The following is a 26,360-nucleotide window of genomic DNA, read 5'->3' on the forward strand; positions in this document are numbered from 1 at the left end:
TCACCGGCCGCCGCGCGGCGCCGGCTTCCCGGCGGGCTCGCCGTCGTCCGTACCGCGGGCGTCGGCGTGCACCGGGAAGCGGCGCGGCGCGAGCAGCAGCAGGGCGGCCAGGGCGAGGGCGGCGGCCGCGGCGGCGCCCAGGTAGACGTGGTCGACCGTGGTGGCGACGGCGCCGCGGAGGTAGTCGGTGGCGCGGGCGGTGAGGGCGCCGGGGTGCTGGAGGGTGTGCGAGACCGCGTCGAGGTCGCCGGGCAGGCCGGGGCGGATGTCCGAAGGGGCGTGCGCGAGGCGGTCGTTGAGGGTGGCGTTGGCGAGGGCGCCGAAGAGCGCGGCGCCCAGCGACTGGCCGACCTGGCGGCAGAAGAGTATGGAGGCGGTGGCGGTGCCGCGCTCGGCGTAGCCGACCGAGGACTGGACGCCGATGATCAGCGGGAGCTGGAAGAGGCCGAGGGACGCGCCCAGCGCCAGCATGATCAGGGCGGGCTGCCAGGCGGCGCCGGGGTGGGGCAGCAGGGGAAAGGCGAGCAGGACCAGCCCGGCCGCGCCGATGCCGAGCGCCGCGCAGGTGCGGATGCCGAGGCGGTTGTAGACGTGGCTGCTGAGCGCGGCCGAGACCGGCCAGCTCAGGGTCATGACGGAGAGCACGAAGCCGGCCGCCGTCGGGCCCAGGCCCAGTACCGCCTGGGCATAGGTCGGCAGGAACACGGTGGGGGCGACCATCAGCAGGCCGAGGGCGCCGAGCGCGACGTTGACGGCGGAGATGGTGCGGCGGCGCCAGACCCAGCCGGGGATGATCGGCTCCGCGGCGCGGCGCTCGATGAGGACGGTGAGCGCGGCGCACAGCGCGCTGCCGGCGAACAGCAGCAGCGACGGCGCGGAGTGCCAGGACCAGGCCACGCCGCCCTGGACGAGGGCGGTCAGCAGCAGCCCGCCGCAGGCGAAGATCGCCAGCGCGCCGGGCCAGTCGACGCGGGGGCGGCGGGCCGCGGCGTCCGCTGCTTCCCGGGCCGGTTCGGAGAAGTGCCGCACGATCAGCCAGAGGGCCACCCCGCCCACCGGCAGGTTGACCAGGAAGATCCACCGCCAGCCGGCGTAGGCGGCGAGCAGACCGCCCAGGGCGGGTCCGGCGACCGCCGAGGCGGCCCAGACGCTGGAGATCCTGGCCTGGATCTTGGGGCGTTCCTTCATCGGGTAGAGGTCGGCGGCGATGGTCTGGATGGTGCCCTGGAGGGCGCCGCCGCCCAGGCCCTGGACGATGCGGAAGGCGATCAGCGAGGCCATGTTCCAGGCGCCCGCGCAGGCCAGGGAGCCGGCCAGGAAGAGCGCGATGCCGGTGAGCAGGACGGGCTTGCGGCCGAAGGTGTCGGAGAGCTTGCCGTAGACGGGCAGGGTGACGGTGACGGCGAGCAGGTAGCCGGAGAAGAGCCAGGAGAAGACCGCGAAGCCGCCGAGGTCGCCGACGATCTGCGGGATGGCGGTGGCGATGATCGTCGAGTCGAGGGCGGCCAGCGCCATGCCGAGCATCAGGGCGGCGACGACGGGGCGCCGCCGTGGGTCCGCGGGCGCCGGGCCCGTCGTCCGTACGCCGTCGCGTTCGCTGTGGCCGGCAGGTCGCGCGCTGTGGCTCACCGTTCCCCCTCCGCAGGTCCTTGTACGGTGCACCCTTCCATGCGGCGGCGGACTGCGGAACCGCGCCGCCGGCCGCGGGGCGGCGCGACGGGCGCCGCGGCGCGGTGGTCCGGCGCCCGCGGGCGGGGCGTGCGCCACCTCACAGCGGGGCCGGGCGCCGGGGATCCGGGGTGTCGAGGCCGTGGTCCCGGCGCGTGCCCGGCCGACGCGTGGGGGCCGCTGCGGGCTTGTGGCCCGCTCGGGTGACGGCCGGGCGTACGCTTGGCAACCCCGGCCCGTGCGACGTGTCGGGCTGCTGTGTTGTTCGCCTCGCTGGGACGGGAACCTTCTGATGAGCCTGACTGGTCTGCTCGACGCCGTCGTACGGGACCCGGCGCTCGCCGAAGCGCTGCAGGCCGCGGCCGACGGCAACCGGCCGCACGTGGACCTGGTGGGCCCGCCCGCCGCCCGCCCGCTCGCGCTCGCCGCGCTGGCCCGCCGGGCCGGCCGCCCGGTGCTCGCGGTGACCGCCACCGGACGCGAGGCGGAGGACCTCGCCGCCGTCCTGCGCAGCCTGATGCCGGCCGGCGAGGAGCACTCCGTCGTGGAGTTCCCGTCCTGGGAGACGCTGCCGCACGAGCGGCTCTCGCCCCGCTCGGACACCGTCGGCCGGCGCCTCGCGGTGCTGCGCCGGCTCGCCCACCCGCGCGCCGACGACCCGACGGCCGGCCCCGTCTCCGTCGTCGTCGCCCCCATCCGCTCGGTGCTCCAGCCGCAGGTCAAGGGGCTGGGCGACCTGGAGCCCGTCAGCCTGCGCACGGGGCAGACCGCCGACCTCGAAGAGATCGTCGACGGTCTGGCGGCGGCCGCCTACGCCCGCGTCGAGCTGGTCGAGAAGCGCGGCGAGTTCGCGGTCCGCGGCGGGATCCTGGACGTCTTCCCGCCGACCGAGGAGCACCCGCTGCGGGTGGAGTTCTGGGGCGACGACGTCGAGGAGATCCGCTACTTCAAGGTCGCCGACCAGCGGTCCCTGGAGGTCGCCGAACACGGCCTGTGGGCGCCGCCGTGCCGTGAGCTGCTGCTGACCGACCCCGTCCGGGAGCGGGCCGCGGCGCTCGCCGAGCAGCACCCCGAGCTGGGCGAACTGCTCGGCAAGATCGCCGAGGGGATCGCCGTCGACGGCATGGAGTCGCTGGCCCCGGTCCTGGTGGACGACATGGAACTGCTGCTGGACGTGCTGCCGGCCGGGAGCATGACGGTGGTGTGCGACCCGGAGCGGGTGCGCACCCGGGCCGGCGACCTGGTGGCGACCAGCCAGGAGTTCCTGCAGGCGTCCTGGGCGGCCACTGCCGGCGGCGGCGAGGCGCCGATCGACGTGGGCGCCGCCTCGCTGTGGGGCCTCGCGGACGTCCGGGACCGGGCGCGCGAGCTGGGCATGATGTGGTGGTCGGTGAGCCCCTTCGCGGCCGGCGAGGCGCTGGAGGGCGACGGCGACACCCTCAAGCTGGGCATGCACGCCCCCGACACCTACCGCGGCGACACCCAGCGGGCGCTGGCCGACACCAAGCAGTGGCTGGCGGACGGCTGGCGGACGGTCTTCCTCACCGAGGGGCACGGCCCGGCGGCCCGCACCGTCGAGGTCCTCGGCGGCGAGGGCATCCCCGCCCGCCTGGACGCCGACCTCCCCGAGCTCTCCCCGTCCGTCGTCCACGTCTCCTGCAGCTCCCTCGACAACGGCTTCATCGACCCGGAGCTGCGCCTCGCCGTCCTCACCGAGACCGACCTCTCCGGCCAGAAGGCGGCCGGCAAGGACGGCGCCCGGATGCCGGCCCGCCGCCGCAAGACCATCGACCCGCTGACCCTGGAGGCCGGCGACTTCATCGTGCACGAGCAGCACGGTGTCGGCCGCTACATCGAGATGGTGCAGCGCACGGTCCAGGGCGCCACCCGCGAGTACCTCCTCGTCGAGTACGCGCCCGCCAAGCGCGGCCAGCCCGGCGACCGCCTCTACATCCCCACCGACCAGCTCGAACAGGTCACCAAGTACGTGGGCGGCGAGGCCCCCACCCTGCACCGGCTCGGCGGCGCCGACTGGACCAAGACCAAGGCCCGCGCCAAGAAGGCCGTCAAGGAGATCGCCGCCGACCTCATCAAGCTCTACTCGGCGCGGATGGCGGCGCCCGGTCGCACCTTCGGCCCGGACACCCCCTGGCAGCGCGAGCTGGAGGACGCCTTCCCGTACGCGGAGACGCCCGACCAGCTCTCCACCATCGCCGAGGTCAAGGAGGACATGGAGAAGTCGGTTCCCATGGACCGGCTGATCTGCGGCGACGTCGGCTACGGCAAGACCGAGATCGCGGTCCGCGCCGCCTTCAAGGCCGTCCAGGACGGCAAGCAGGTCGCGGTCCTCGTCCCGACCACCCTCCTCGTCCAGCAGCACCTGGGCACCTTCACCGAGCGCTACGGCCAGTTCCCGGTCAATGTCCGGGCGCTGTCCCGCTTCCAGACCGACACCGAGGCCAAGGCCGTCCTCGAAGGGCTGCGCGACGGCTCCGTCGACCTCGTCATCGGCACCCACCGGCTGTTCTCCTCCGAGACCAAGTTCAAGGATCTGGGCCTGGTCATCGTCGACGAGGAGCAGCGCTTCGGCGTCGAGCACAAGGAGCAGCTGAAGAAGCTGCGGGCCAACGTCGACGTCCTGACGATGTCCGCCACCCCCATCCCGCGCACCCTGGAGATGGCGGTCACCGGCATCCGCGAGATGTCGACGATCACCACCCCGCCCGAGGAGCGCCACCCGGTCCTCACCTTCGTCGGCCCCTACGAGCAGAAGCAGATCGGCGCCGCCATCCGCCGGGAACTCCTGCGCGAGGGCCAGGTCTTCTACATCCACAACCGCGTCGAGTCGATCGACCGGGCCGCCGCCCGGCTCCGCGAGATCGTGCCCGAGGCCCGCATCCAGACCGCGCACGGGCAGATGGGCGAGTCCCAGCTGGAGCAGGTCGTCGTGGACTTCTGGGAGAAGAAGTTCGACGTGCTGGTCTCCACCACCATCGTCGAGTCCGGCATCGACATCTCCAACGCCAACACCCTGATCGTCGAGCGCGGCGACAACTTCGGCCTCTCCCAGCTCCACCAGCTGCGCGGCCGGGTGGGCCGCGGCCGCGAGCGCGGCTACGCCTACTTCCTCTACCCGCCGGAGAAGCCGCTGACCGAGACCGCCCACGAGCGGCTGGCGACCATCGCCCAGCACACCGAGATGGGCGCGGGCATGTACGTCGCCATGAAGGACCTGGAGATCCGCGGCGCGGGCAACCTCCTCGGCGGCGAGCAGTCCGGCCATATCGCGGGCGTCGGCTTCGACCTCTACGTACGGATGGTGGGCGAGGCGGTCGCCGACTACCGCGCCTCCCTGGAGGGCGGCGTGGAGGAGGAGCCGCCGCTCGAAGTCAAGATCGAGCTGCCCGTCGACGCGCACGTCCCGCACGACTACGCCCCCGGCGAGCGGCTGCGCCTCCAGGCCTACCGCGCCATCGCCTCCGCCTCCTCGGAGGAGGACATCGCGGCCGTCCGCGAGGAGCTGGTCGACCGCTACGGCAAGCTGCCCGAACCCGTCGAGAACCTGCTGCTGGTCGCCGGACTGCGGATGCTCGCCCGCTCCTGCGGCGTCACGGACATCACCCAGCAGGGCTCCAACATCCGCTTCGGGCCCGTGGAGTTGCGCGAATCGCAGGAGCTGCGGCTCAAGCGGCTCCACCCCCGTACGGTCCTCAAGCCGGCCACCCACCAGATCCTGGTGCCGCGCCCGGCCACCGGCAAGATCGGCGGCAAGCCGCTGGTCGGCCGCGAACTGCTGTCGTGGGTGGGGGAGTTCCTGGCCACCATCCTCGGCTCGTAGGGCAGGGCCCGTGGCGCGCGGGGCGTAGGCCCGGGGCCGGCGGGAGCAACGGCCGGGCGGTGGTCCTTCGATACGGATCGACGGGCCGCCGGCCGGCCGTTACGCGTTCTGGCGCGGGCGCCGATTGTCAGTGGTACCGGCGAGAATGGTCGGTATGACGCGGACGGTTCGCACGGAAGCCGGACGCCGTCCCCCGCGCGCCCGCGGGGGCGGCGGCCATCGCCTTTCCATCGATTCTTCCGCCGATGTCCGACCGTGTCTGAGTATCCGTCACTCTCCTGCGCCGTTGGCGGATGATGCACCGTCAACCCCTTCGTCATCGCAGGTCAGTTGGTGTCTGCTGAGGTCGGGAAGAGTCCCGCGAACTAGGTACGACTACTCATGCGGGGCCGCTCGCGGGGATGTGACGGTGGTGGTGACGGGGGAGCGGGACCGGCGCGGGACGACACGGACCGGCCGGTGCGAAGAGTCCGGGGCGGCGAGGAGCCGCCCGGCACCGCGCCCTCGGCGGAACACCGGGAGACAGGAGGTGCTCCCGGCGAAGGAGGCCCGGGTGTGGCGGCACCCGGGCGCGCGACAGCGGCAGTGGGACGGGACGGGGCCCCGGACCGGGGGACGGTGCCGGACCACTGACGCGCCATCAGGGCCGGGCGCGGCGGTGTTCCGCCGTGCCGGGCCCGGACCAGGGGGAAAAATGAAGACGTCCTTGCGCGCAAGGAACGGCATGCCGTGCCCGTACCAGGAGTCGGACGACGGCCCGCTCGAAGGGCCGGTGGATCTCAGCCGGCTGACCGCACGGGAGCGGCAGGTGCTCCTGCTTCTCGGCGGCGGCCCGTCCAACGGGGAGTTGTCCCGGCGGCTGAGGATCTCCGAACGCACGGTCAAGGCGCATATCTCGCGCATCCTGATCAAGACCGGTCAGAGCACCCGGCTCCAGGCCGCCATGGTCTCCGCACTCCATCACGATCAGCTGTGCCCGTCGCCGGACTGCCGCTGGAGCCTCGCGGCGGGCTCGCCGCCCCATGACCCGGGGGCCGGCGAGGTGTCCGCCGCCTGACGGGTTCCCCGGCCGGACGCGGGCAGTCCCCTCGCCCGAGGGGGCGTCCGGTCCGGCCAGACCGGGGCGGGGGAAGGCGTCAGCGGGCGGAGGTCCGGTGCAGGACGAGGAGGTCGGAGGCGCCGCCGAGGATGACGTACGTGGACCGGGGGTGGCGGGCGGTGGCGTCCGCCAGTGCCTGGCGCGGGGTGTGGCCGTCGCGCAGCTGCACGGCGACGTAGTCGGGCGCCAGCCCCCCGGTGTCGCCGGTCCAGAAGACCCGGGTACGGCCGGTGAGGCGGCTCAGCGGCCGGATGTCGGACTCCACGCTCGCCCCGTCCGGGATCCGGTCCAGCAGCTTCCCGGCGGCGACGGCGTCCGGCGGGGTGCGGTAGGTGGCGGCCTCGGTGAGGCGGGCCAGCGGCAGCGTGGTCGTCAGCGCGAGGGCCACGGACACCACGGCGGCCGGCAGGTGGTGGGCGTAGGAGCGCAGCCAGGGGCGGGCGGAGACCCGGGCCCGGGGCAGGGCGTCGATCAGGGCGAGGAAGACCACCGGCATCAGCACGGCGTTGTAGTGCCAGTCGATGCCCCAGTAGTGGGGTTCGTGGGACAGGAAGCGCCAGCCCAGGGTGGGCAGCGCGACCAGGAGGAGAGGGGAGCGCAGCGCGAGCAGGCCGGTGGTGGGCAGCAGGACCCACAGAGTGGTGCGCAGGGCCGTGTCGAGCGGGATGGTGAGCCCGCCGCCGTCGGCGCCGAACTTGCTCCAGTAGTCGTACGAGCCGGAGCCGTTGAACCCCGGTATGAGCACGCCGAGGGTGACGGCGGTGGCGGTGATGCCGAAGGCCACCAGGGCGATGGCCAGCGGGCTGGCGCGCCGGGTGCGTATCAGGGCGAGCGCCCCGATGACGGCCGCGGTCACCCCGAGATCCTCCTTGACCAGCACCAGGGGCGCGGCCCAGCACACCACCGCCGTCCACCGTCCGCGCAGCACCGCTTCGAGGGCGAAGGCGATCAGCGGCAGCGCGAAGGCGATCTCGTGGAAGTCGAAGTCGACGGCCTTCTGCACGCCCCAGGACGTGCCGTAGGCGAGGCCGATCGCCAGGCCGGGGACGCGGCCCAGCGTGCGGGCGGCGGCGCGGGCGACCGGTATCGCGGACACCGCGAACAGCGCGGCCTGCGCGATCAGCAGGGTCAGCGACGAGGGGAACAGCCGGTAGAGGGGGGCGAGCAGGATCAGCACGGGGCTGAAGTGGTCGCCGAGGATGTTGGTGCCGGGCCCCTTGAGGTCCACGATCGGGGCCTGGAAGTGGGCGTAGCCGCGTATCGCCTGCTCGAATATCCCCAGGTCCCAGGAGGACGTGGACAGCGTACGGAAGCGGCAGACGGCCAGCACCGCGTAGGCGACGAAGAAGAGGCCCGCCGTCCAGTAGGGGTCGAGGCGAGGGGCGCGCAGGGGAGCGGTCCGGGTGCGCAGGCGGTGCGCGGCGCGGCGCAGGCGTCCGGGCAGGTCCGGCGGAGGTGTGCCGGTGCCGGCCGTCTCGGCGTCGTCCGGCCCGGCGGACCGCGGCGCCGGTACGGTCCCGGCCGGGGCGGCGGTCCGGGGCGGTGGCACGGCGCCGGTGTCCTCCCCAAGAATCCGTCCGGGGGCACCCCCGGCCGTTACTGCGGCCGTGTCCATGCGGATCCTCACTCTCAACTGTCGAAAAGATACTCGAAGCGGAGCCCCGGACCGCCCGGCGGACGAGGTGCTGCGACGGCGGGGTGGCAGTGGGTCAGACGCCGGTGCGGGCCGGTCCGTTCCCCGGGAGGGAAGGGCGGCGGGTGGCAGGGGAACGGCGGGGTACGGCGCGGTGCGGCGGTCGACCGGGACGGGCCGGCGGACCGGAATCGGCACCTCCGAGCACCAGAAACCGAGCCCGCCCCAGATCGTTGGCCGAAGCAGTGGCCTGGGCCACGCCGACTCCATAGCATCGATCCACCAAGGTCGAGACTCCGTCGCACGATCTGCCGGGAGGCCATGTGTTCCGCCGTAGGACAGCGCTCTCCGTATCCGCCACCGCCGCCCTGCTGGGCGCGGCCCCGTTGCTCGCGGCCTGCGGCAGCGACGCCCACCCCGGGGCCGCGGCCCTCGTGGACGGGAAGCGGATCACCGTCTCGCAGTTGCAGGCGAAGGTGAAGGACGTGCGCGCCGCGCAGGCCAGGTCCCCGCAGGGCAGCCAGCTCATCATGAACACCGGCCGGCTCAGCCTGGCCACCCTCAACGGCATGATCTTCGACGAGGTGCTGGCCCGCGGCGCCCGGGACGCCGAGGTGACGGTCACCCGGGGCGACGTCCAGCGCTGGCGGGCGCGCGCGGAGCAGCAGGCCGGCGGCGCCGCGCGGCTGAAGGAGATGTGGCTCCAGCAGGGCGTCGCCCCCGACGAGATCGACGCCATGGTCCGCAACCAACTGCTGCTCGACGGCGTCGCCCGGCACCTCGGCGCGGACCGCGGCAAGCCGCAGGGCCAGCAGAAGCTCGCCCGCGCACTGGCCAAGACCTCCCGGTCCATGGGAATCGACGTCAATCCGCGGTTCGGCAAGTGGGACGACCAGCAGGTCATCCTCGGCGAGACCAAGGACCCGTGGATCACCCGGGAGTCCGCGAAGCAGCAGGCCTGAGAGGAGGTGGCCGGGGCCGGCCGGGGGCGGCCCGTACGGGGCGGGCGGCGCGGCGAACAGGGCGTGTCCGGGCCGTCGCCCACCGGCGCCGGGCCGTCCGGCGGGGTGCGTTACGTTCGAGACGTGAACGCTGACGCCTCTGCCGCCGACACCGGCGCCGAAGCCCGCCCCGAGGGCACCGGCACCGGACGCCTGGTCCTGCTCACCACCAGCCACCGGGTCGCCCCCGGGCTCCTGTCCTGGCCCGCCTGGCAGATCCTGCGCGGGGCGGACCGTGTGCTGTGCGCCGACCCCGACCACCCGCAGCTGCCGTATCTGCGGGAGGCCGGCATCGCGGTGGAGACGGCCGCCCCCGCCGCCCGCGAACTGGTCGACTACTGCGTGCCGGGGGGCCGTACGGCCGTCGTCCTGACCTCGGCGGACGGCGAGAGCACGCTGACCGACGGCCTGGCCAGGCTGGCCGGCTCCGGCCGCGAGACCATGCCGGACCTGGAGCTGCTGCCCGGCTCCTACGACCTGCCCGGCGCCCGGCTGCTCGACCTCGTCCAGGTCATGGACCAGATCCGCGCCGCCTGCCCCTGGAGCGGCATCCGTACGCACCGCGACCTCGCCAAGTACGGCATCGAGGAGGCGTACGAGCTGGTCGAGGCCATCGAGGAGGGGGACCGCGAGGCGCTGCGCGAGGAGCTGGGCGATGTCCTCCTCCAGGTCGTCTTCCACGCCCGGATCGCCCAGGACGACCCCGACGAACCGTTCTCCCTCGACGACGTCGCGGGCGGCATCGTCGACAAGCTGATCCACCGCCACCCCCATGTCTTCGGCGACGCGGACGCGGCGACCCCGGACGACGTCCGGGCGCACTGGCTGCGGACGAAGGCCGAGGAGAAGCGGCGCGACTCGGTGACCGAGGGCATCCCGCTGGCCCAGCCCGGCCTGGCGCTGGCGGCGAAGCTCTCCTCCCGCGCCCGCACGGCCGGACTCGATGTCGCGCCCCCGGCCGGGGAGGGCATCGGCTACGAACTCCTGGCCCTGGCGGTACGGGCCGAGGCGGACGGTGTGGACCCGGAGGCCGCGCTGCGGGCGGCGGCCCGCGCCTACCGGGACGCGGTGATAGCCGCCGAGGGCGGCGCCGGCGCGTGAGGCTCCGGAGCGGCGGGGGCGCGTTCCCCGCCGCGGGGCCGGGGCGGCATCGCGGCGGCGGCGCCTGACCGGGCTCGGGGTGGATGCGGCGTGGTGCGGCGCCCGCGGGGGCCCGGCAGGTGCGCGGGCGCGCTCCGGCGCGCCCACCGGTTACGGTCGGAAGGTGCACGACAAGCCCCACGCCCCCGCCGCCGACGCCCCCGCGGGCTGCCCCGCAGCCGCGCCCGCCCCCGCCCTGTTCACCTGGGAGTTCGCCGCCGACCCCTACCCGGCGTACGCCTGGCTGCGGGAGCACGCGCCGGTGCACCGGACCGAGCTGCCCAGCGGCGTCGAGGCATGGCTGGTGACCCGCTACACCGAGGCGCGGCAGGCGCTCGCCGACGGCCGGCTGTCGAAGAATCCGGTGCACCACAGCGAGTCCGCGCACGGCAAGGGCAAGGTCGGCATCCCCGGCGAGCGCAGCGCGAACCTGATGACGCATCTGCTCAACATCGACCCCCCGGACCACACCCGGCTGCGCCGGCTGGTCTCGAAGGCTTTCACCCCGCGCCGGGTCGCCGCCTTCGCCCCGCGCGTCCAGGAGCTGACCGATCACCTCATCGATCAGTTCGCGGCGAAGGGCGAGGCCGACCTCATCCACGAGTTCGCCTTCCCGCTCCCGATCTACGCGATCTGCGACCTGCTGGGCGTGCCGCGCGAGGACCAGGACGACTTCCGCGACTGGGCGGGCATGATGATCCGGCACGGCGGGGGACCGCGCGGCGGGGTCGCCCGGTCCGTGAAGAAGATGCGCGGCTATCTCGCCGAGCTGATCCACCGCAAGCGCGAGTCGCTGGGGGACACCCCCGAGGCGGACGAGGACCTGATCTCCGGCCTGATCCGGGCCTCGGACCACGGCGAGCACCTCACCGAGAACGAGGCCGCCGCCATGGCCTTCATCCTGCTCTTCGCCGGTTTCGAGACCACCGTCAACCTCATCGGCAACGGCATCTACGCGCTGCTGCGCCACCCCGCCCAGCGCGAGCTGCTGCAGAAGTCGATCACTGCGGGTGACACCGGCCTGCTGACCTCCGGCATCGAGGAACTGCTCCGCTACGACGGTCCCGTGGAGCTGGCGACCTGGCGGTTCGCGACCCAGGAGCTGACCCTGGGCGGGCAGCGGATCGCGCAGGGCGACCCGGTCCTGGTGGTGCTGGCCGCCGCCGACCGCGACCCGGCGCGCTTCGACGAGCCGGACGTGCTCGACCTGACCCGCCGTGACAACCAGCACCTGGGGTACGGGCACGGCATCCACTACTGCCTGGGCGCCCCCCTCGCCCGGCTCGAAGGGCAGACGGCTCTGGCGACCCTGCTGACCCGCCTCCCGGACCTCCGGCTCGCCGCGGAACCCGACGCGCTGCGCTGGCGCGGCGGGCTCATCATGCGCGGATTGCGGTCGCTGCCGGTGGAGTTCCCGCCCGAGCGCCCTGACCAGCGACAAGGTCAGAAGTGACGCAGAGTCAGGTGCGTGACCTTTACGTGATCCGCGCTACACCGACTTGTGACTACCCGTGACCCCGGCTACCTTTCCACCGACGATCGACGGGCTTCACCCGATCGGCCGAAGCGGTGATGTGGGGGACCGGTAGAACGGTGCGCCTCGTGCGCGTCGGCCGGGCGGGTGACCCGTCGAGCAGCTCGACGAGCTCGTCGTACAACTCAACCGCCGCGCGAAAGGCATCCGCATGCGTTCCGGGACCGGCCGACACCGTCGCCCCCGTCAGGCACCGGCCATCTTTGTCACGGCGGGAGTGACCGGCGCAGGGTTCGCCCTGCCGCTGCTCGCCGCGAGCGGCGCGCACGCCGCCGACACCACGACCTGGGACAAGGTCGCCCAGTGCGAGAGTGCCGGCGTCTGGAGCGCGGCCTCGGGCAACGGCTACTACGGCGGGCTGCAGCTCACCCAGGAGATGTGGGACACCTACGGCGGCGCGGCCTACGCCTCGCGCCCCGACCTCGCCAGCCGCTCCCAGCAGATAGCGGTCGCCGAGTCGATCCTCGACCACCGCGGCCCGGAGGTCTGGTCGGGCTGTGCCGACGGCGCCGGCCTGGTCAAGGACGGCCGCGCGCCCGAGGTCGACCCGGGCAGCACCGCCACTCCCTCCCCCGCCCCGTCGGACGACTCCGCCGACCCCTGGGACTCCTCCGGCACGCCGGGCGGCCAGGGATCCGCCGGTCAGGACTCCGGCCAGGACTCCTCCGGGGCGCACGACGAGACCGGCGGCAGCCAGGCCGATCCGGCGCCCTCGCCCGAGCCTTCGGACTCCGCCGGCTCCGACGACGGCCCCGGCAGCCGGCAGCCGTCGGGCTCCGCGACCCCGGGCGACCGGGACGAGGACCCGTCGCCGTCCGCCGACCCGTCCGAGGGCGGCAGCCGTCCGGACACCACCGGCACCCCGCACAAGGCGCCCACCCAGGGCAAGCACCGCGGCGACGCGGGCGACCAGGGCGCCGGCGACGACGACGGCCGGTCGGCCGGGGGCCGGCACGCCTCCCGCGGCGACGGCGCGCGGACGGACCCGGCGGCGGACGGCGCGTACACCGTGCGCCCCGGTGACACGCTGTCAGCCATCGCCTCGGCGCACCGGCTGCCCGGCGGCTGGCCCGCCCTCTACGACCGCAACGAGGGCGTCATCGGCACCGACGCGGACCTGATCAAGCCGGGCCAAAAGCTCGATCTCGGGCACAACGAAGGGTAATTCGCCTCCCTTCGCCCTCTTTTGGGAAAGTGAGACAAGGGTCTCGTTGACCGCGCTGAACCCCGGTGCGTCCGCCCTCGGCAAACCGGGGTTCACCTGCGGGTATGTGTCCGATCCGTGATCAAAAACGGTCAACTTGGTTCAGATGATGGGGTTTGAACCCCAAGGGCATTACTGCTTAACGTCAGGACCGCTCGCCAAAGCGGGCCCTTCGATCACACGCCGAATCCTGCCGGTGGTCGGAGGCAGCTGACGCGCAAGCGCCGAAGGCAGGAGCGGGGGACCCAAGGTACGTGCCGGCCCCGCCCGTGAAAGCGGGTCAACCGGCTTGGGGTGAAGCCACGTGCGCACGCGCACGCGGCCGGGCGATTTCTCACAGCCCGAACCCGACAGCTCACCTCGTAGGCGTCGGTGAGGAAACGAACGAACCATGCTGATCATCAAGGGCAAGCACCGTCGTCCGTCCAAGGCCGTCCGCGTCGCCACCCTCGCCGGCATCGCCGGTGCTGCCGTGGCCGTCCCGCTGATGGGCGCCACCTCCGCCTCCGCCGCCTCCGTCGCCACCTGGGACAAGGTCGCCCAGTGCGAGTCCGGCGGCAACTGGTCGATCAACACCGGTAACGGCTACTACGGTGGCCTGCAGTTCTCCAACTCCAGCTGGGCCGCCGCCGGTGGCACCCAGTACGCCCCGCGTGCCGACCTGGCCACCAAGTCCCAGCAGATCGCCGCCGCCGAGAAGCTCCTCGCCATCCAGGGCCCGGGCGCCTGGTCCTGCGCCGGCGCCGGCAACCTGACCGCCGGCGGCCCGGCCGCCGACGTCGACACCTCCGGCTCCTCCGCGCAGACCAAGTCCGCGCCCCAGCAGGACCAGGGCTCCACCAAGGCCGAGACGAAGAAGGCCCCGGCCGCCCCCGAGCAGCACGCCTCCCGCTCCACCGAGCGCAAGTCCATGGGCCACGGCAACTACACCGTCAAGGCGGGCGACACCCTCGCCAAGATCGCCAAGGCGCACGGCAGCGACTGGAAGTCCGTCTACAAGGCCAACAAGTCGGTCATCGGCGGCAACCCGAACCTGATCTTCCCCGGTCAGAAGCTCAACGTCTGAGTCCATCCCTCACCGGGAGGTGAGCGGGCCCGAGAGCGGCGGGCCCCCTCGCTCCGTGAGACCGGCCCCGCCCGGCGCGCCCTTCCCCCGAGCGCGCCGGGCGGGGTTCTCGCGTCCGGGCCCGGTGACCGGCGCGGTTCCACGCCCTTTCCCGTTCGGCGAACAATGTCCCAAAGGTCCGGTGAGCTGGTCCTTTGGGCTCTTCATTCCGTAATTCCGTCCCACGGAGCGGGCCAAGCGCAGGCGGACGACCCCGGGGCCGTTAGGCTCATGCGCAGAACGCCAGACATCCACGAAGGAGACAACGTGCCGTCCATCGACGTCGTCGTAGCCCGCGAAATTCTCGACTCGCGAGGTAATCCCACGGTCGAGGTCGAGGTCGGCCTCGACGACGGCAGCACCGGCCGTGCCGCCGTGCCGTCCGGCGCCTCCACCGGCGCCTTCGAGGCCATCGAGCTCCGTGACGGCGACCCCAACCGCTACCTGGGCAAGGGCGTGGAGAAGGCCGTCCTGGCCGTCATCGAGCAGATCGGCCCGGAGCTCGTCGGCTACGACGCGACCGAGCAGCGGCTGATCGACCAGGCCATGTTCGACCTGGACGCCACCGACAACAAGGGCTCGCTCGGCGCCAACGCCATCCTCGGCGTCTCCCTCGCCGTCGCGCACGCCGCCTCCGAGGCCAGCGACCTCCCGCTGTTCCGCTACCTCGGCGGCCCGAACGCGCACGTCCTGCCCGTCCCGATGATGAACATCCTGAACGGCGGCTCGCACGCCGACTCCAACGTGGACATCCAGGAGTTCATGATCGCCCCGATCGGCGCGGAGTCCTTCTCCGAGGCGCTGCGCTGGGGCGCCGAGGTCTACCACACCCTCAAGAAGGTCCTGAAGGAGCGCGGGCTGTCCACCGGCCTCGGCGACGAGGGCGGCTTCGCCCCGAACCTGGGCTCCAACCGCGAGGCCCTGGACCTCATCCTGGAGGCCATCAAGCAGGCCGGTTACGCCCCCGGCCAGGACATCGCGCTCGCCCTGGACGTCGCCGCCTCCGAGTTCTACAAGGACGGCTCGTACGAGTTCGAGGGCAAGACCCGCTCGGCCGCCGAGATGACCGAGTACTACGAGGAGCTGGTGGCGGCCTACCCGCTCGTCTCCATCGAGGACCCGCTGTTCGAGGACGACTGGGCCGGCTGGAAGGTCATCACCGACAAGCTCGGCGCCAAGGTCCAGCTCGTCGGCGACGACCTGTTCGTCACCAACCCCGAGCGCCTCGCCCGCGGCATCGAGGAGGGCTCCGCCAACGCGCTGCTGGTGAAGGTCAACCAGATCGGCTCGCTGACCGAGACCCTGGACGCCGTCGAGCTGGCCCAGCGCAACGGCTTCAAGTGCATGATGTCGCACCGCTCCGGTGAGACCGAGGACGTCACCATCGCCGACCTCGCCGTCGCCACCAACTGCGGCCAGATCAAGACCGGCGCCCCGGCCCGCTCCGAGCGCGTCGCCAAGTACAACCAGCTGCTGCGCATCGAGGAGATCCTCGACGACGCCGCGGTCTACGCCGGCCGCTCCGCCTTCCCGCGGTTCCGCCACGGGAGCTGACCGACGGCGGCCCGCCGCCCCGCCGGACCGGGTCGGCAAGGGCTGAACGGGCGAGACAACCGCCCAGCACCCCGTACGTCCCCGGCAACGGTCCCGTACCGTTGCCGGGGACGCGTCTGCTTCAGCAGTCAGGCGTCCGTCAGTGAAGGGGAGACGACGTGCCCGCGGACCGGTTCTCGACCGCGACCCGACTCAAGGCGCTCGGCGAGCAGGCCGCCGCCCGCGTCTACCGAGCCCGCCCGCCCCGCCGCAACCGCCTCACCGGCCGTGCCGCCCTGCTGGCGCTGGTGATGTGCTCCCTGGTCGTTGCCCTCGCGTACCCGATAAGGCAGTACGTCTCCCAGCGCTCCGACATCGCCGACCAGCGCCGCAGGGCCCAGGACGCGGGCGCCGCCCTCGACCGGCTGCGCGAGCAGAAGGCCCGCTGGCAGGACCCGGAGTACGTACGCCAGCAGGCCCGCCGGCATCTGCACTACCTCATGCCGGGCGAAACCGGCTACATCGTCCAGGACGGCTCCCGCGCGGGCGCCGCGCCGAAGGGGCCGCAGGCGGCGCAGCGCCCCTGGTACGACAATCTGTGGGGCACCGTCGACGCGGCGGACAAGCGGTAGCCCCGGCTGCCCGTACCGCCGCCGGACGCCGGCCCGTAGTGTCGGGACCCGGCGGCCCGCCCCGCCCCGCCCCGCCACCTCACCACCCACCTCACCGAAAGCGCACATGGACACCCCCCCGCCCCAGACCGAGCCCACCGAGCCCACCGACGCGGACATCGCCGCCTTCAAGCAGCAGCTCGGCCGTCCGCCGCGCGGCCTGCGCGCCATCGCGCACCGCTGCCCCTGCGGGCAGCCGGACGTCGTCGAGACGGCGCCGCGCCTGGAGGACGGCACGCCCTTCCCCACGCTCTACTACCTCACCTGCCCCCGCGCGGCCTCCGCGATCGGCACGCTGGAGGCCAACGGCGTGATGAAGGAGATGACCGAGCGGCTGGCGGCCGACCCGGAGCTCGCCGCCGCCTACCGGGCCGCCCACGAGGACTACATCCGGCGGCGGGACGCCATCGAGGTGCTGCAGGGCTTCCCCAGTGCCGGCGGCATGCCGGACCGGGTCAAGTGCCTGCACGTCCTCGTCGGCCACTCGCTGGCGGCCGGACCGGGCGTCAACCCGCTCGGCGACGAGGCGCTGGCGATGCTGCCGGAGTGGTGGAAGAAGGGGCCGTGCGTGACCCCCTGCCAGGACACCTCCGAAGCCCAGGACGCCCCCGAGGGAGACGCCACGTGAAGCGGGTCGCCGCCATCGACTGCGGTACGAACTCCATCCGGCTGCTGGTCGCGGACGCCGACCCGGCGACGGGCGAGCTGAAGGACCTCGACCGCCGGATGCAGATCGTCCGGCTGGGCCAGGACGTGGACCGCACCGGGCGGCTGGCGCCCGAGGCGCTGGAGCGCACCTTCGCGGCCTGCCGGGAGTACGCCGCGGTGATCAAGGGCCTGGGCGCCGAGCAGGTCCGCTTCGTGGCGACCTCCGCCTCCCGGGACGCGGAGAACCGCGAGGACTTCGTCCGCGGCGTGGTGGACATCCTGGGCGTGGAGCCCGAGGTGATCACCGGCGACCAGGAGGCGGAGTTCTCGTTCAACGGCGCCACCAAGGAACTGCTTGGAATGGGGGCTGCAGGCGCGGAGCGACTTCCCGGGAAGGGTGGTGGCGGGCGACGGGTGGGCCTGGCGCGGCCGTTCCTGGTCGTCGACATCGGCGGCGGCTCGACCGAGTTCGTCCTCGGCGACGCGTCGGTGCGCGCCGCGCGCTCGGTCGACGTCGGGTGCGTGCGGATGACCGAGCGGCATCTGGTGCACGGGGGAGAGATCAGCGACCCGCCGACCCCGGGGCAGATCGACGCCATCAGGGCGGACATCGCCACGGCGCTGGACCGGGCCGAGGAGACCGTCCCGCTGGGCGAGTCCGCCACCCTCGTGGGCCTGGCCGGCTCGGTGACCACGGTCGCCGCGATCGCGCTGGGCCTCGACCGGTACGAGTCCGAGGCCATCCACCACTCCCGTGTCCCGCTGGCGAAGGTCCGCGAGATCACCGACCGGCTGCTGTCCTCCACCCACGCCGAGCGGGCGGCCATCCCGGTCATGCACCCGGGCCGGGTCGACGTGATCGGCGCGGGCGCGCTCGTGCTGCTGTCGATCATGGAGCGGACCGGCGCCGAGGAGGTCGTCGTCAGCGAGCACGACATCCTCGACGGCATCGCCTGGAGCCTGGCCGGCTGACGGCGCGTACCCACTCGGCGGAGGTCGGCAACGGCCTCTGCCGAGTGGCTTTTTGAGCGGGCGGTATGCCCGTCCGAGCGCCCTTCAGGGGGCTTCGGGAGGCCCCGCGGAGGGATCGGCGAAGAAAGTTCGTGAAATCCTTCACATGAAAAAGCCTCCCGTTGGGCGAACAATCTGATCGTCCGACCCTCATTCGAAGGCTCAGGGGCGTCTCGACCCGGAAAATGCCCGGCGGCTGTCGCGGGGGCCGCGCACTCGCCGAGGCGGTGGTCCGGCCGTCCGGCGGACGACAATCCCTGATCAACAGGGGTCTCCAACGCTCCGTGGCCTACGGTGGTTCCGCTTCACGCTATGGCGTCGGTCACGAAGGCGGCGGAGTGTAGCAGATGCCCCTTGCTTGCTTGTGAAGGGGCTCACGAGCGACCCCCCATGTGGGGGTGGATACTCGATTGCATGAGCACCACGGAGCGTCCCAGGATCCTCGTTGTAGGCGGTGGGTACGTAGGCCTGTACGCGGCACGCCGCATCCTCAAGCAGATGCGGTACGGCGAGGCGACCGTCACGGTCGTCGACCCGCGCTCGTACATGACGTACCAGCCCTTCCTCCCCGAAGCTGCAGCCGGCAGCATCTCCCCCCGCCACGTCGTGGTGCCGCTACGACGCGTGCTGCCCAAGGCGGAGGTCCTCACCGGCCGGGTCACCACCATCGACCAGGACCGCAAGGTCGCCACGATCGCCCCGCTGGTCGGCGAGGCGTACGAGCTGCCCTTCGACTACCTGGTCATCGCGATGGGCGCGGTCTCCCGCACCTTCCCGATCCCGGGCCTGGCCGAGAGCGGCATCGGCATGAAGGGCGTGGAAGAGGCCATCGGCCTGCGCAACCACGTGCTGGAGCAGCTGGACAAGGCCGACTCCACGACCGATGAGGACGTCCGCCGCAAGGCGCTCACCTTCGTCTTCATCGGCGGTGGCTTCGCGGGTGCGGAGACCGTCGGCGAGGTCGAGGACATGGCCCGGGACGCCGCGAAGTACTACAACAACGTGAAGCGCGAGGACATGCGCTTCCTGCTGGTCGACGTCGCCGACAAGATCCTCCCCGAGGTCGGCCCGAAGCTCGGTGCCTACGGCAAGGAGCACCTCGAGGGCCGCGGTGTCGAGGTCTACCTCAAGACCGGCATGGACTCCTGCGTCGACGGTCACGTGAAGCTCAACAACGGCCTCGAGGTCGACTCCAACACCATCGTGTGGACCGCGGGCGTCAAGCCGAACCCGGCGCTGGCCCGCTTCGGTCTGCCGCTCGGCCCGCGCGGCCACGTCGACACCGGCACCACCCTCCAGGTGCAGGGCACCGACTACATCTGGGCCGCCGGCGACAACGCCCAGGTGCCGGACATGGTCGGCCGCAAGAACGGCAACGAGAACGCCTGGTGCCCGCCGAACGCGCAGCACGCGCTGCGGCAGGCCAAGGTCCTCGGCGACAACGTGCTCTCCGGCATGCGGGGCTTCCCGCAGAAGGAGTACAGCCACGCCAACAAGGGTGCGGTCGCCGGTCTGGGCCTGCACAAGGGCGTCGCGATGATCGTCGTGGGCAAGATGAAGATCAAGCTCAAGGGCCGTCTCGCCTGGTACATGCACCGCGCGTACCACGGCATGGCGATGCCGACGTTCAACCGGAAGATCCGGGTCTTCGCCGACTGGACGCTGGCGATGTTCCTCAAGCGCGAGGTCGTCTCGCTCGGCGCCATGGAGAACCCCCGCGAGGAGTTCTACGAGGCCGCCAAGCCGGCGCCGGCCCCGCCGACCGCCGCCGAGGCCGGGGACAAGACCAAGGCCAAGGCTTCCTGAACCTCCGGTCGGGTACTCCGACCAGCCCGAAGGGCGTCCGCCATCCGTGGGGCGGGCGCCCTTTGGCGTGTCCGCAGGTGTGTCCACTCTGGCGCAAACCGTGCGGTGTGCGGTTCTCTTGCGTGTGAACGGGACTAACTGGGCGCCCCATTGGCGTTTACGTGGTGGGTGAAACTTCTTTGCCCGACTCGTCAACACGGAGGTGTGCGACATGGCCGACGCCGCGGGACGGCTCACCAAGCTCGCCGAGGAGGTGCTGGGGGTTCCGCTCCCGGTGCGTATCCGCGCCTGGGACCGCAGCGAGTCGGGCCCGCCGGGGGCACCCACGCTCGTCATCCGCCACCGCAGGGCGCTGCGCCGGCTGTTGTTCAAGCCGGGCGAGCTGGGCCTGGCCCGCGCCTGGGTGGCCGGCGACCTCGACATCGAAGGCGATCTCTACGAAGCGCTGGACCGGCTCGCCGGACTGATCTGGGAGCGCGGGGAGACCGCCAAGCCGCACCGCGCCGCCGCGCTGCGCGCGCTGGCCCGCCCCGAGGTCCGCGCCGCCGCCCGGGAGCTGCTGGCCCTGGCCGGCGCTCCGGTGCCGCCCACCCCGCCCGCGGAGGAGGTCAGACGCCGCCGCGGCCCGCTGCACACCCTGCGGCGCGACAAGGAGGCCATCAGCCACCACTACGACGTCGGCAACGACTTCTACGCGCTGGTGCTCGGCCCGTCCATGGTCTACTCCTGCGCCTACTGGGGGACCGCCGAGGACGGCGTCGCCACCCTGGAGGACGCCCAGCGCGACAAGCTCGACCTGATCTGCCGCAAGCTCGGCCTCCGCGAGGGACAGCGGCTGCTCGACGTCGGCTGCGGCTGGGGCTCGATGGTGCTGCACGCGGCCCGCGAGTACGGCGTGCGCGCGGTCGGCATCACCCTCTCCGAGGAGCAGGCCACCTTCGCCCGCAAGCGCATCGCCGAGGCCGGGCTGGCCGACCGGATCGAGATCCGGGTGCAGGACTACCGCGAGATCCACGACGAGCCGTTCGACGCCGTCTCCTCGGTCGGGATGGCCGAGCACGTCGGCCGGACCCAGTACGCGGAGTACGCCGCCGCCCTGTACGCGCTGCTCAAGCCCGGCGGGCGGCTGCTCAACCACCAGATCGCCCGGCGGCCGGTGCCCGACGAGGAGGCGTACCACGTCGACGAGTTCATCGACCGCTATGTGTTCCCGGACGGCGAGCTGGCGCCGATCGGCCGGACCGTCGGCCAGCTGGAGGAGGCCGGGTTCGAGGTGCGGGACGTGGAGGCGATCCGGGAGCACTACGCGCGCACGCTGCGGCAGTGGGTCGCCAACCTGGAGGAGCACTGGGACGAGGCGGCGCGGCTGACCTCGGTGGGCCGGGCCCGGGTGTGGCGGCTGTACATGGCCGCGTCCGCGCTGTCCTTCGAGCGCAACCGCATAGGAGTCAACCAGGTGCTGGCCGTCCGGACGCCGGAGCCCGGGGAGTCGGGCCTGCCGCTGCGGGCGCGCGACTGGCGCGCCGCAGGACGCGGCTGACCGCGGCCCGCCCGCCCGCTGCCGTGACGGAGCGGGCGGGCGGGGCGGGGGGCCGGTGCCGGGGGCGTTATTCGGCCTTGATGGCGGCCAGCGTGTTCAGCCGCGCCGCCCGCAGCGCCGGCCACAGGGCGGCCAGGACGCCGACGAGCGCGGCCAGGCCGAGGAAGACGCCCATCCGGGCCCACGGCAGCACCAGTTCGTAGGTGGGCAGGTGGGCGCCGATCAGCTTGCCGACCGCCCAGCCCATGAACACGCCGAGCCCGATGCCGAGCACCCCGCCGAACAGCGAGATGACCAGCGACTCCAGCCGCACCATCCGCTTGATGCCGCGCCGGTCCAGGCCGATCGCCCGCAGCATGCCGATCTCCTGCGAGCGCTCGAAGACCGACATCGCCAGGGTGTTGACGACCCCGAGCACCGCCACGATCACGGCCATGGCCAGCAGGCCGTAGAGCATGTTCAGCAGCAGGGTGAACATCGAGGCGATGGCGTTCGAGACGTCCTTCTTGTCCGCGACGGTGACCGCCGGGTTCTTGCCGAGCGCCTCGACCAGGTCGTTCTTGTGCGCGTCGGTGGCGCCGCCGGACATCTTGACCAGCAGCTGCTTGTCGCTGGGCTGCTTCTGGTGCGGTGCCAGGGTGCGGTTGTCCAGGAAGACGCCGTTGAGCATCTGGTTGCCCCGGTAGACGCCCGAGACGGTGAGGGTGGCGGCCTTGCCGTCCTCGAACGTCACCGGGAGCCGCGAGCCGGCCCGCCAGCCGTGGCGGGAGGCGGTGTCCTCGTCCACCAGGATCCGGCCGCCGCGCAGGGTGCCGAACGAGCCCTCGCTGATGTCGGGCCGCACGAGCGCGCCGAACCGGTCGCCGTCCACACCGGTCAGCGGGGTCGGCTGCCGGGCCGCGGAGCCGCTGCCGATCGTCGCCATGCCCTTGCGCAGCGGGGTGACGGCGGTGACGCCGGGGACCTCGCGGACCTTCTGCTCGGTGCTGGTGGGCAGTTGGGTGTCGCCCTGCATCGAGAGGGTGTAGTCGGCCTTCAGCGAGTCGACGGCCAGCTTGTCGATGCCCTTCTGGGTGCCGTTCGCGATCACCGTCATGCCGGTGATCAGGGTCAGTCCGATCATCAGCGCCGAGGCGGTGGTGGCCGTGCGGCGCGGGTTGCGCAGCGCGTTCTGCCGGGCGAGGAGGCCGGCGATGCCGAAGGCCCGCAGGACGGGCGCGGCCAGCGCGATCAGCGGCCGGGACAGCAGCGGCGTCAGGATGAACACCCCGATCAGCAGCAGCATCCCGCCGCCGCCCAGCAGGTACCGGCTGGTGCCGTCGCCTTCGTACCCGGCCGTGGCGACGAGCACCGCGGCCGTGCCGGCGCCCGCGACGAGCGCACCGAGGGTGTTGCGGATCAGCAGCGACTTGGTGGTGGCGACGGCGTGCACGCTGTTCATCGCCGCGACCGGCGGGACCTTCGCGCCACGCCGGGCGGGCAGCCAGGCGGCCAGCACCGTGATGACGGTGCCGATGCCGAGGGCGGTGACGGCCGTGGCGGGCGAGACCACCAGCGGCCCCTCGGGGAACTTCGCGACGAAGCCGTTCAGCAGCGCGCGCAGCAGGGCGGCGATGCCGATGCCGGCGGCGAGGCCCGAGACCCCGGCGATCGCGCCGACGACGAACGCCTCGGCCAGCACCGAGCGGGTGACCTGGCGCCGGCTCGCGCCGACCGCCCGCAGCAGCGCCAGCTCCTTGGTGCGCTGGGCGACCAGCATGGTGAAGGTGTTGGCGATGAGGAAGATGCCGACGAAGAGCGCGACGGCGGCGAACGCCAGCAGCGCGATCCGCATGCCCTGCGTGTTCTCGTCGATCATCTTGGCCTCGCGGTCGGCGAGTTCCTTGCCGGTGGCGGTGGTGGCGCTGCCGTGGGGGAGCGCCTTGTCGACCGCCTGGCGCAGGGCTGCCTGGGAGGTGCCGGCCGCGGCCTCGACGTCGATCTCGTGGTATCCGCCGGCCGTCTTGAACAGCTTCTGCGCGGTCCCGGTGTCGAAGAGGGCCAGCGAACCGCCGGCGGCGACCCGGCCGTCGTCGGTGGTGAAGATGCCGGTCAGCTTCTGCTCCCGGACCGGCCCGTCGGCGGAGATCCGGACGGTGTCGCCGACGTGGTAGCCGCCCTTCGCGGCGGTGCCCGCGTCCAGCGCGAACTCGCCGGCGCCGGTGGGGGCCGTGCCCTGCCGCATCGGGTAGCGGGCGTCCTTGCCGTTCTTGCCGGGGACGTAGTTGCTGCCGCGGCTGCTCCGGCCCTGGGCGATCGGCTTGCCGTCCTTGTCGCCGATCGCGGTGAAGCCTTCGACGGTGCCGGTGACGGAGGCGGCGCCGGGGAGCCGGGCCAGGGTGCCGAGCACCTTGCCGTCGAGCCGGGGTCGGGCGGCGCTGTCGGCGCGGGCGGCGCCGGGCCCGTCGGGGGACGCGGGCTGTACGGCGACGTCGACGTGGTCGAGGCTCTTGTGGGAGCTGGTGCGGAAGGCGTCGGAGATGGTCGAGGTGAAGACCAGGGTGCCGGAAACGAAGGCCACGCCGAGCATCACGGCGAGGACGGTCATCAGCAGCCGGGCCTTGTGCGCGAGCACATTGCGCAAGGCGGTACGGAACATGGTGGCTCAGTCCTGGAGGAGAGGTCCGAAGTGCGGGCGGCCGCTGGTCAGTTGGTACGGCCCTTGGCGTCGAAGCCCTTCATGCGCTCCAGCACCAGGTCGGAGGTCGGGCCGGCCATGTCGTCGACGATCCGGCCGTCGGCGAGGAAGACCACCCGGTCCGCGTAGGAGGCGGCGACCGGGTCGTGGGTCACCATCACCACGGTCTGGCCCAGTTCGCGCACGGAGTTGCGCAGGAAGCCGAGGATCTCGGCGCCGGAGCGCGAGTCGAGGTTCCCGGTGGGCTCGTCGGCGAAGATGATCTCGGGCCGGGAGGCCAGCGCGCGGGCGACCGCGACGCGCTGCTGCTGGCCGCCGGAGAGCTGGCCGGGCCGGTGCTTGAGCCGGCCGGCCAGGCCCACGGTCTCCACGACGCGGTCCAGCCAGGCGCGGTCGGGCTTCCGGCCCGCTATGTCCATGGGCAGGGTGATGTTCTCCAGGGCGCTCAGGGTCGGCAGCAGGTTGAACGCCTGGAAGATGAAGCCGATCTTGTCGCGCCGGAGCCGGGTGAGGTTCTTGTCCTTCAGCCCGTTCAGTTCGGTCCCGCCGATCCGCGCGGAGCCGCCGGAGATCGAGTCCAGCCCGGCCATGCAGTGCATCAGGGTCGACTTGCCGGACCCGGACGGGCCCATGATCGCGGTGAATTCGGCCTGCCGGAACTCGACGGAAACCGCGTCCAGGGCGACCACCTGGGTCTCGCCCTGTCCGTAGACCTTGGTGAGGTCCGTGGCGCGGGCGGCCGCCGTGGTGGTGCGGGGGGCGGTGGCGACGCCGGAGTGGGTGGTGGTCACGGGAAGGGTCTCCTGTCGGGACGAAGGGCGATCGGTCCGCGGCGGCCACGAGGGCGGCTGCCGCAGGCGGAAGCGGACCCTTCCATCGTGGGACAGCCCGGGGGACGTGGACGTCAACCCCTGTGCCCGTCCTGCGCCACACCTGGGAGGTAGCCGCGGGGTGCGGGTCATCCCTGGGGAGGAGCCGGACCCTGAGGGGCGCTACTGCGTACGGAGTGGCCGGGCGTCCGGCGCCGGGGCGGCGGAGGGGGTCCGGAGGAGGCGTCGAGTTTCCGTCAATTCGGGCACGGAATTGTGTTGCGGCGCGTCCTGGCGAAGGTGGGCTTCAGGCATGTGCCCGAGGCCCGTACCCGGCGCTGATGCTCCCTCAGTTGCCAATAAAATAAGACAACCTCGGGAAGAGCGGCCGAACCCTGTGGTGCGCTGCGGGCTACGCTCGTGCTGCCTCTTTGAGGTGGCATGGGGGATCCCAGGCCCGGATGGTGGAATGCAGACACGGCGAGCTTAAACCTCGCTGGCCTACGGGCCGTGCCGGTTCAAGTCCGGCTCCGGGCACTGCGCAGCCGCAGCTTTGAGACCTTGAACAAACAACCATATAGATCCGGGGCTCCTGCCGCTCGCCCGAACACGCGGAGAACGCATGTGCCTTTGACGGTGTGCGCGTGCGAGTCCGCGGTGGAATGCCGTGCCGGAAATATCATGGGTTACCGAGTGAAGTGCGGCGATGCCGTCCCCCGGAAAATGCTCCGGAAGTCCGCGGGCCCGTCCGGGCGAAACCGTCCGGACCTGCTGAAACAGTGTCAACTCGGCAGCATTGCACCGTTCTTCGCGAGGCGTTCCGGTAGTGCGGGGGGGTGGGGAAGTGCCGCAGGGGCGGCGGTCGGCCGCGCGGCGGGTTCCGGCCTTCGCGATGCGGTGTGCGCCTCGCGCGGACACCGAGCCGCCTACCCGGGATGCCTACCCGAGGTAACTTGAATTTTGGATTTTTCTGCCGCCGGTGCGTGCGGAAACCCAACGCGGCGCACTTCCTCTCCGACGCCCCTCGCCTGCCCGCCCGGCGGCTCCCCATTCTTTCGCCGTAAGCCGGCCCGTCGCCGGGCGGAATCCCCGTGAACGCACCGGGAGTCGCGCGCCGGGCGCCGCGTGCCGGGCGTCGCGCTTTCGTGAAGTTCCGCGGCGCGAAAGGAAAGTGCCGAATCGCGCTGAGGAGTGGCGCTGCGGCGGCGGGTGTGCGACGGAGAGGGCGCGCGGCGAGGGCGGTGGGCGAGGGCGCGAGTGTGCGCGGGGATAGCGGGATACGGGGCCGCGCCGCCGGAACGGACGGGCCGGGCACACTTCCGCCGGGCGTCCGGAACCCACGCGCGATTGTGGAATGCGTACAACTCCCCGACGCCGAAATCGGTCTGCCTCTCGCCTGTTTGCCGAGCTGATGACTGAGATGATCTCTGCGGGATCATCAAG

At 72.6% G+C, this 26,360-nt stretch carries 17 protein-coding genes, 1 tRNA gene and 1 riboswitch; of the genes, 14 read left to right on the forward strand and 4 right to left on the reverse strand.

From position 1 onward, the window contains the following. A complete protein-coding gene (locus K7396_RS21990; protein ID WP_373866954.1) occupies positions 1 to 1,629 on the reverse strand; it encodes an MFS transporter in 1,629 nt (542 codons plus the stop codon). Positions 1,630 to 1,960: 331 nt separating this feature from the next. Here K7396_RS21990 and mfd point away from each other — a divergent pair, with 331 nt between their 5' ends. Beyond that, positions 1,961 to 5,506 carry a transcription-repair coupling factor gene (gene mfd, locus K7396_RS21995; protein WP_086718216.1) on the forward strand — a complete coding sequence of 1,182 codons (3,546 nt, stop codon included), beginning with the start codon at positions 1,961 to 1,963 and terminating at the stop codon, positions 5,504 to 5,506. A gap of 724 nt (positions 5,507 to 6,230) precedes the next feature. After that, a complete protein-coding gene (locus K7396_RS22000) occupies positions 6,231 to 6,563 on the forward strand; it encodes a helix-turn-helix domain-containing protein (protein ID WP_086718217.1) in 333 nt (110 codons plus the stop codon). Between the two features lie 79 nt (positions 6,564 to 6,642). On the opposite strand, the gene K7396_RS22005 is transcribed toward K7396_RS22000, so the two are convergent. Continuing rightward, positions 6,643 to 8,220: a DUF2079 domain-containing protein gene (locus K7396_RS22005; protein WP_086718218.1), complete on the reverse strand. Its 1,578-nt coding sequence runs from the start codon at positions 8,218 to 8,220 to the stop codon at positions 6,643 to 6,645. Positions 8,221 to 8,561: 341 nt separating this feature from the next. On the opposite strand from K7396_RS22005, the gene K7396_RS22010 reads away from it, so the two are divergent. The 11 genes from K7396_RS22010 to K7396_RS22060 all read left to right on the forward strand — a co-directional run bounded on the left by K7396_RS22010 (position 8,562) and on the right by K7396_RS22060 (position 21,431). Next, positions 8,562 to 9,200: a SurA N-terminal domain-containing protein gene (locus K7396_RS22010; RefSeq protein WP_086718219.1), complete on the forward strand. Its 639-nt coding sequence runs from the start codon at positions 8,562 to 8,564 to the stop codon at positions 9,198 to 9,200. Positions 9,201 to 9,323: 123 nt separating this feature from the next. Beyond that, positions 9,324 to 10,340: a nucleoside triphosphate pyrophosphohydrolase gene (locus K7396_RS22015; protein ID WP_086718220.1), complete on the forward strand. Its 1,017-nt coding sequence runs from the start codon at positions 9,324 to 9,326 to the stop codon at positions 10,338 to 10,340. A gap of 163 nt (positions 10,341 to 10,503) precedes the next feature. Beyond that, a complete protein-coding gene (locus K7396_RS22020; RefSeq protein WP_152104885.1) occupies positions 10,504 to 11,832 on the forward strand; it encodes a cytochrome P450 family protein in 1,329 nt (442 codons plus the stop codon). Positions 11,833 to 12,130: 298 nt separating this feature from the next. Beyond that, on the forward strand, positions 12,131 to 13,078 hold the full coding sequence (locus K7396_RS22025; protein WP_308686915.1) for a transglycosylase family protein: 948 nt from the start codon (positions 12,131 to 12,133) through the stop codon (positions 13,076 to 13,078). Positions 13,079 to 13,329: 251 nt separating this feature from the next. Next, a riboswitch (cyclic di-AMP (ydaO/yuaA leader) is annotated at positions 13,330 to 13,501 on the forward strand. Positions 13,502 to 13,508: 7 nt separating this feature from the next. Then, positions 13,509 to 14,183 (forward strand): transglycosylase family protein, encoded by a 675-nt coding sequence (locus K7396_RS22030; protein ID WP_086718223.1) that lies wholly within the window; start codon positions 13,509 to 13,511, stop codon positions 14,181 to 14,183. A gap of 270 nt (positions 14,184 to 14,453) precedes the next feature. After that, complete coding sequence (gene eno / locus K7396_RS22035) at positions 14,454 to 15,776, forward strand: phosphopyruvate hydratase (RefSeq protein ID WP_086718224.1); 1,323 nt, start codon at positions 14,454 to 14,456, stop codon at positions 15,774 to 15,776. A 158-nt stretch (positions 15,777 to 15,934) separates the two neighbouring features. Then, on the forward strand, positions 15,935 to 16,387 hold the full coding sequence (locus tag K7396_RS22040) for an FtsB family cell division protein (RefSeq protein WP_086718225.1): 453 nt from the start codon (positions 15,935 to 15,937) through the stop codon (positions 16,385 to 16,387). 106 nt (positions 16,388 to 16,493) lie between these two features. Further along, complete coding sequence (locus K7396_RS22045; protein WP_152104884.1) at positions 16,494 to 17,054, forward strand: DUF501 domain-containing protein; 561 nt, start codon at positions 16,494 to 16,496, stop codon at positions 17,052 to 17,054. Beyond that, on the forward strand, positions 17,051 to 18,046 hold the full coding sequence (locus tag K7396_RS22050; RefSeq protein ID WP_086721916.1) for a Ppx/GppA phosphatase family protein: 996 nt from the start codon (positions 17,051 to 17,053) through the stop codon (positions 18,044 to 18,046). The genes K7396_RS22045 and K7396_RS22050 overlap by 4 nt, the downstream gene beginning before the upstream one ends. A gap of 453 nt (positions 18,047 to 18,499) precedes the next feature. Beyond that, the gene (locus K7396_RS22055; RefSeq protein WP_086721915.1) at positions 18,500 to 19,891 is read left to right on the forward strand and encodes an NAD(P)/FAD-dependent oxidoreductase; all 1,392 of its coding nucleotides are present in this window, start codon (positions 18,500 to 18,502) and stop codon (positions 19,889 to 19,891) included. A gap of 211 nt (positions 19,892 to 20,102) precedes the next feature. Next, positions 20,103 to 21,431, forward strand: coding sequence for an SAM-dependent methyltransferase (locus K7396_RS22060; protein WP_086721914.1), 1,329 nt, complete (start codon positions 20,103 to 20,105; stop codon positions 21,429 to 21,431). Positions 21,432 to 21,498: 67 nt separating this feature from the next. Here the strand turns inward: K7396_RS22060 and K7396_RS22065 are convergent, their stop codons facing one another. Next, positions 21,499 to 24,069, reverse strand: a complete 2,571-nt coding sequence (locus K7396_RS22065; protein ID WP_152104883.1) for an ABC transporter permease — start codon at positions 24,067 to 24,069, stop codon at positions 21,499 to 21,501. A 47-nt stretch (positions 24,070 to 24,116) separates the two neighbouring features. Then, positions 24,117 to 24,899 (reverse strand): ABC transporter ATP-binding protein, encoded by a 783-nt coding sequence (locus K7396_RS22070; protein ID WP_086721390.1) that lies wholly within the window; start codon positions 24,897 to 24,899, stop codon positions 24,117 to 24,119. A 473-nt stretch (positions 24,900 to 25,372) separates the two neighbouring features. Between K7396_RS22070 and K7396_RS22075 the strand changes: the two genes are divergently transcribed. Further along, positions 25,373 to 25,454, forward strand: a tRNA-Leu gene (locus tag K7396_RS22075). The last annotated feature ends 906 nt before the right edge of the window (positions 25,455 to 26,360 follow it).

It is taken from the genome of Streptomyces angustmyceticus, assembly GCF_019933235.1.
Lineage (GTDB): Bacteria > Actinomycetota > Actinomycetes > Streptomycetales > Streptomycetaceae > Streptomyces > Streptomyces angustmyceticus.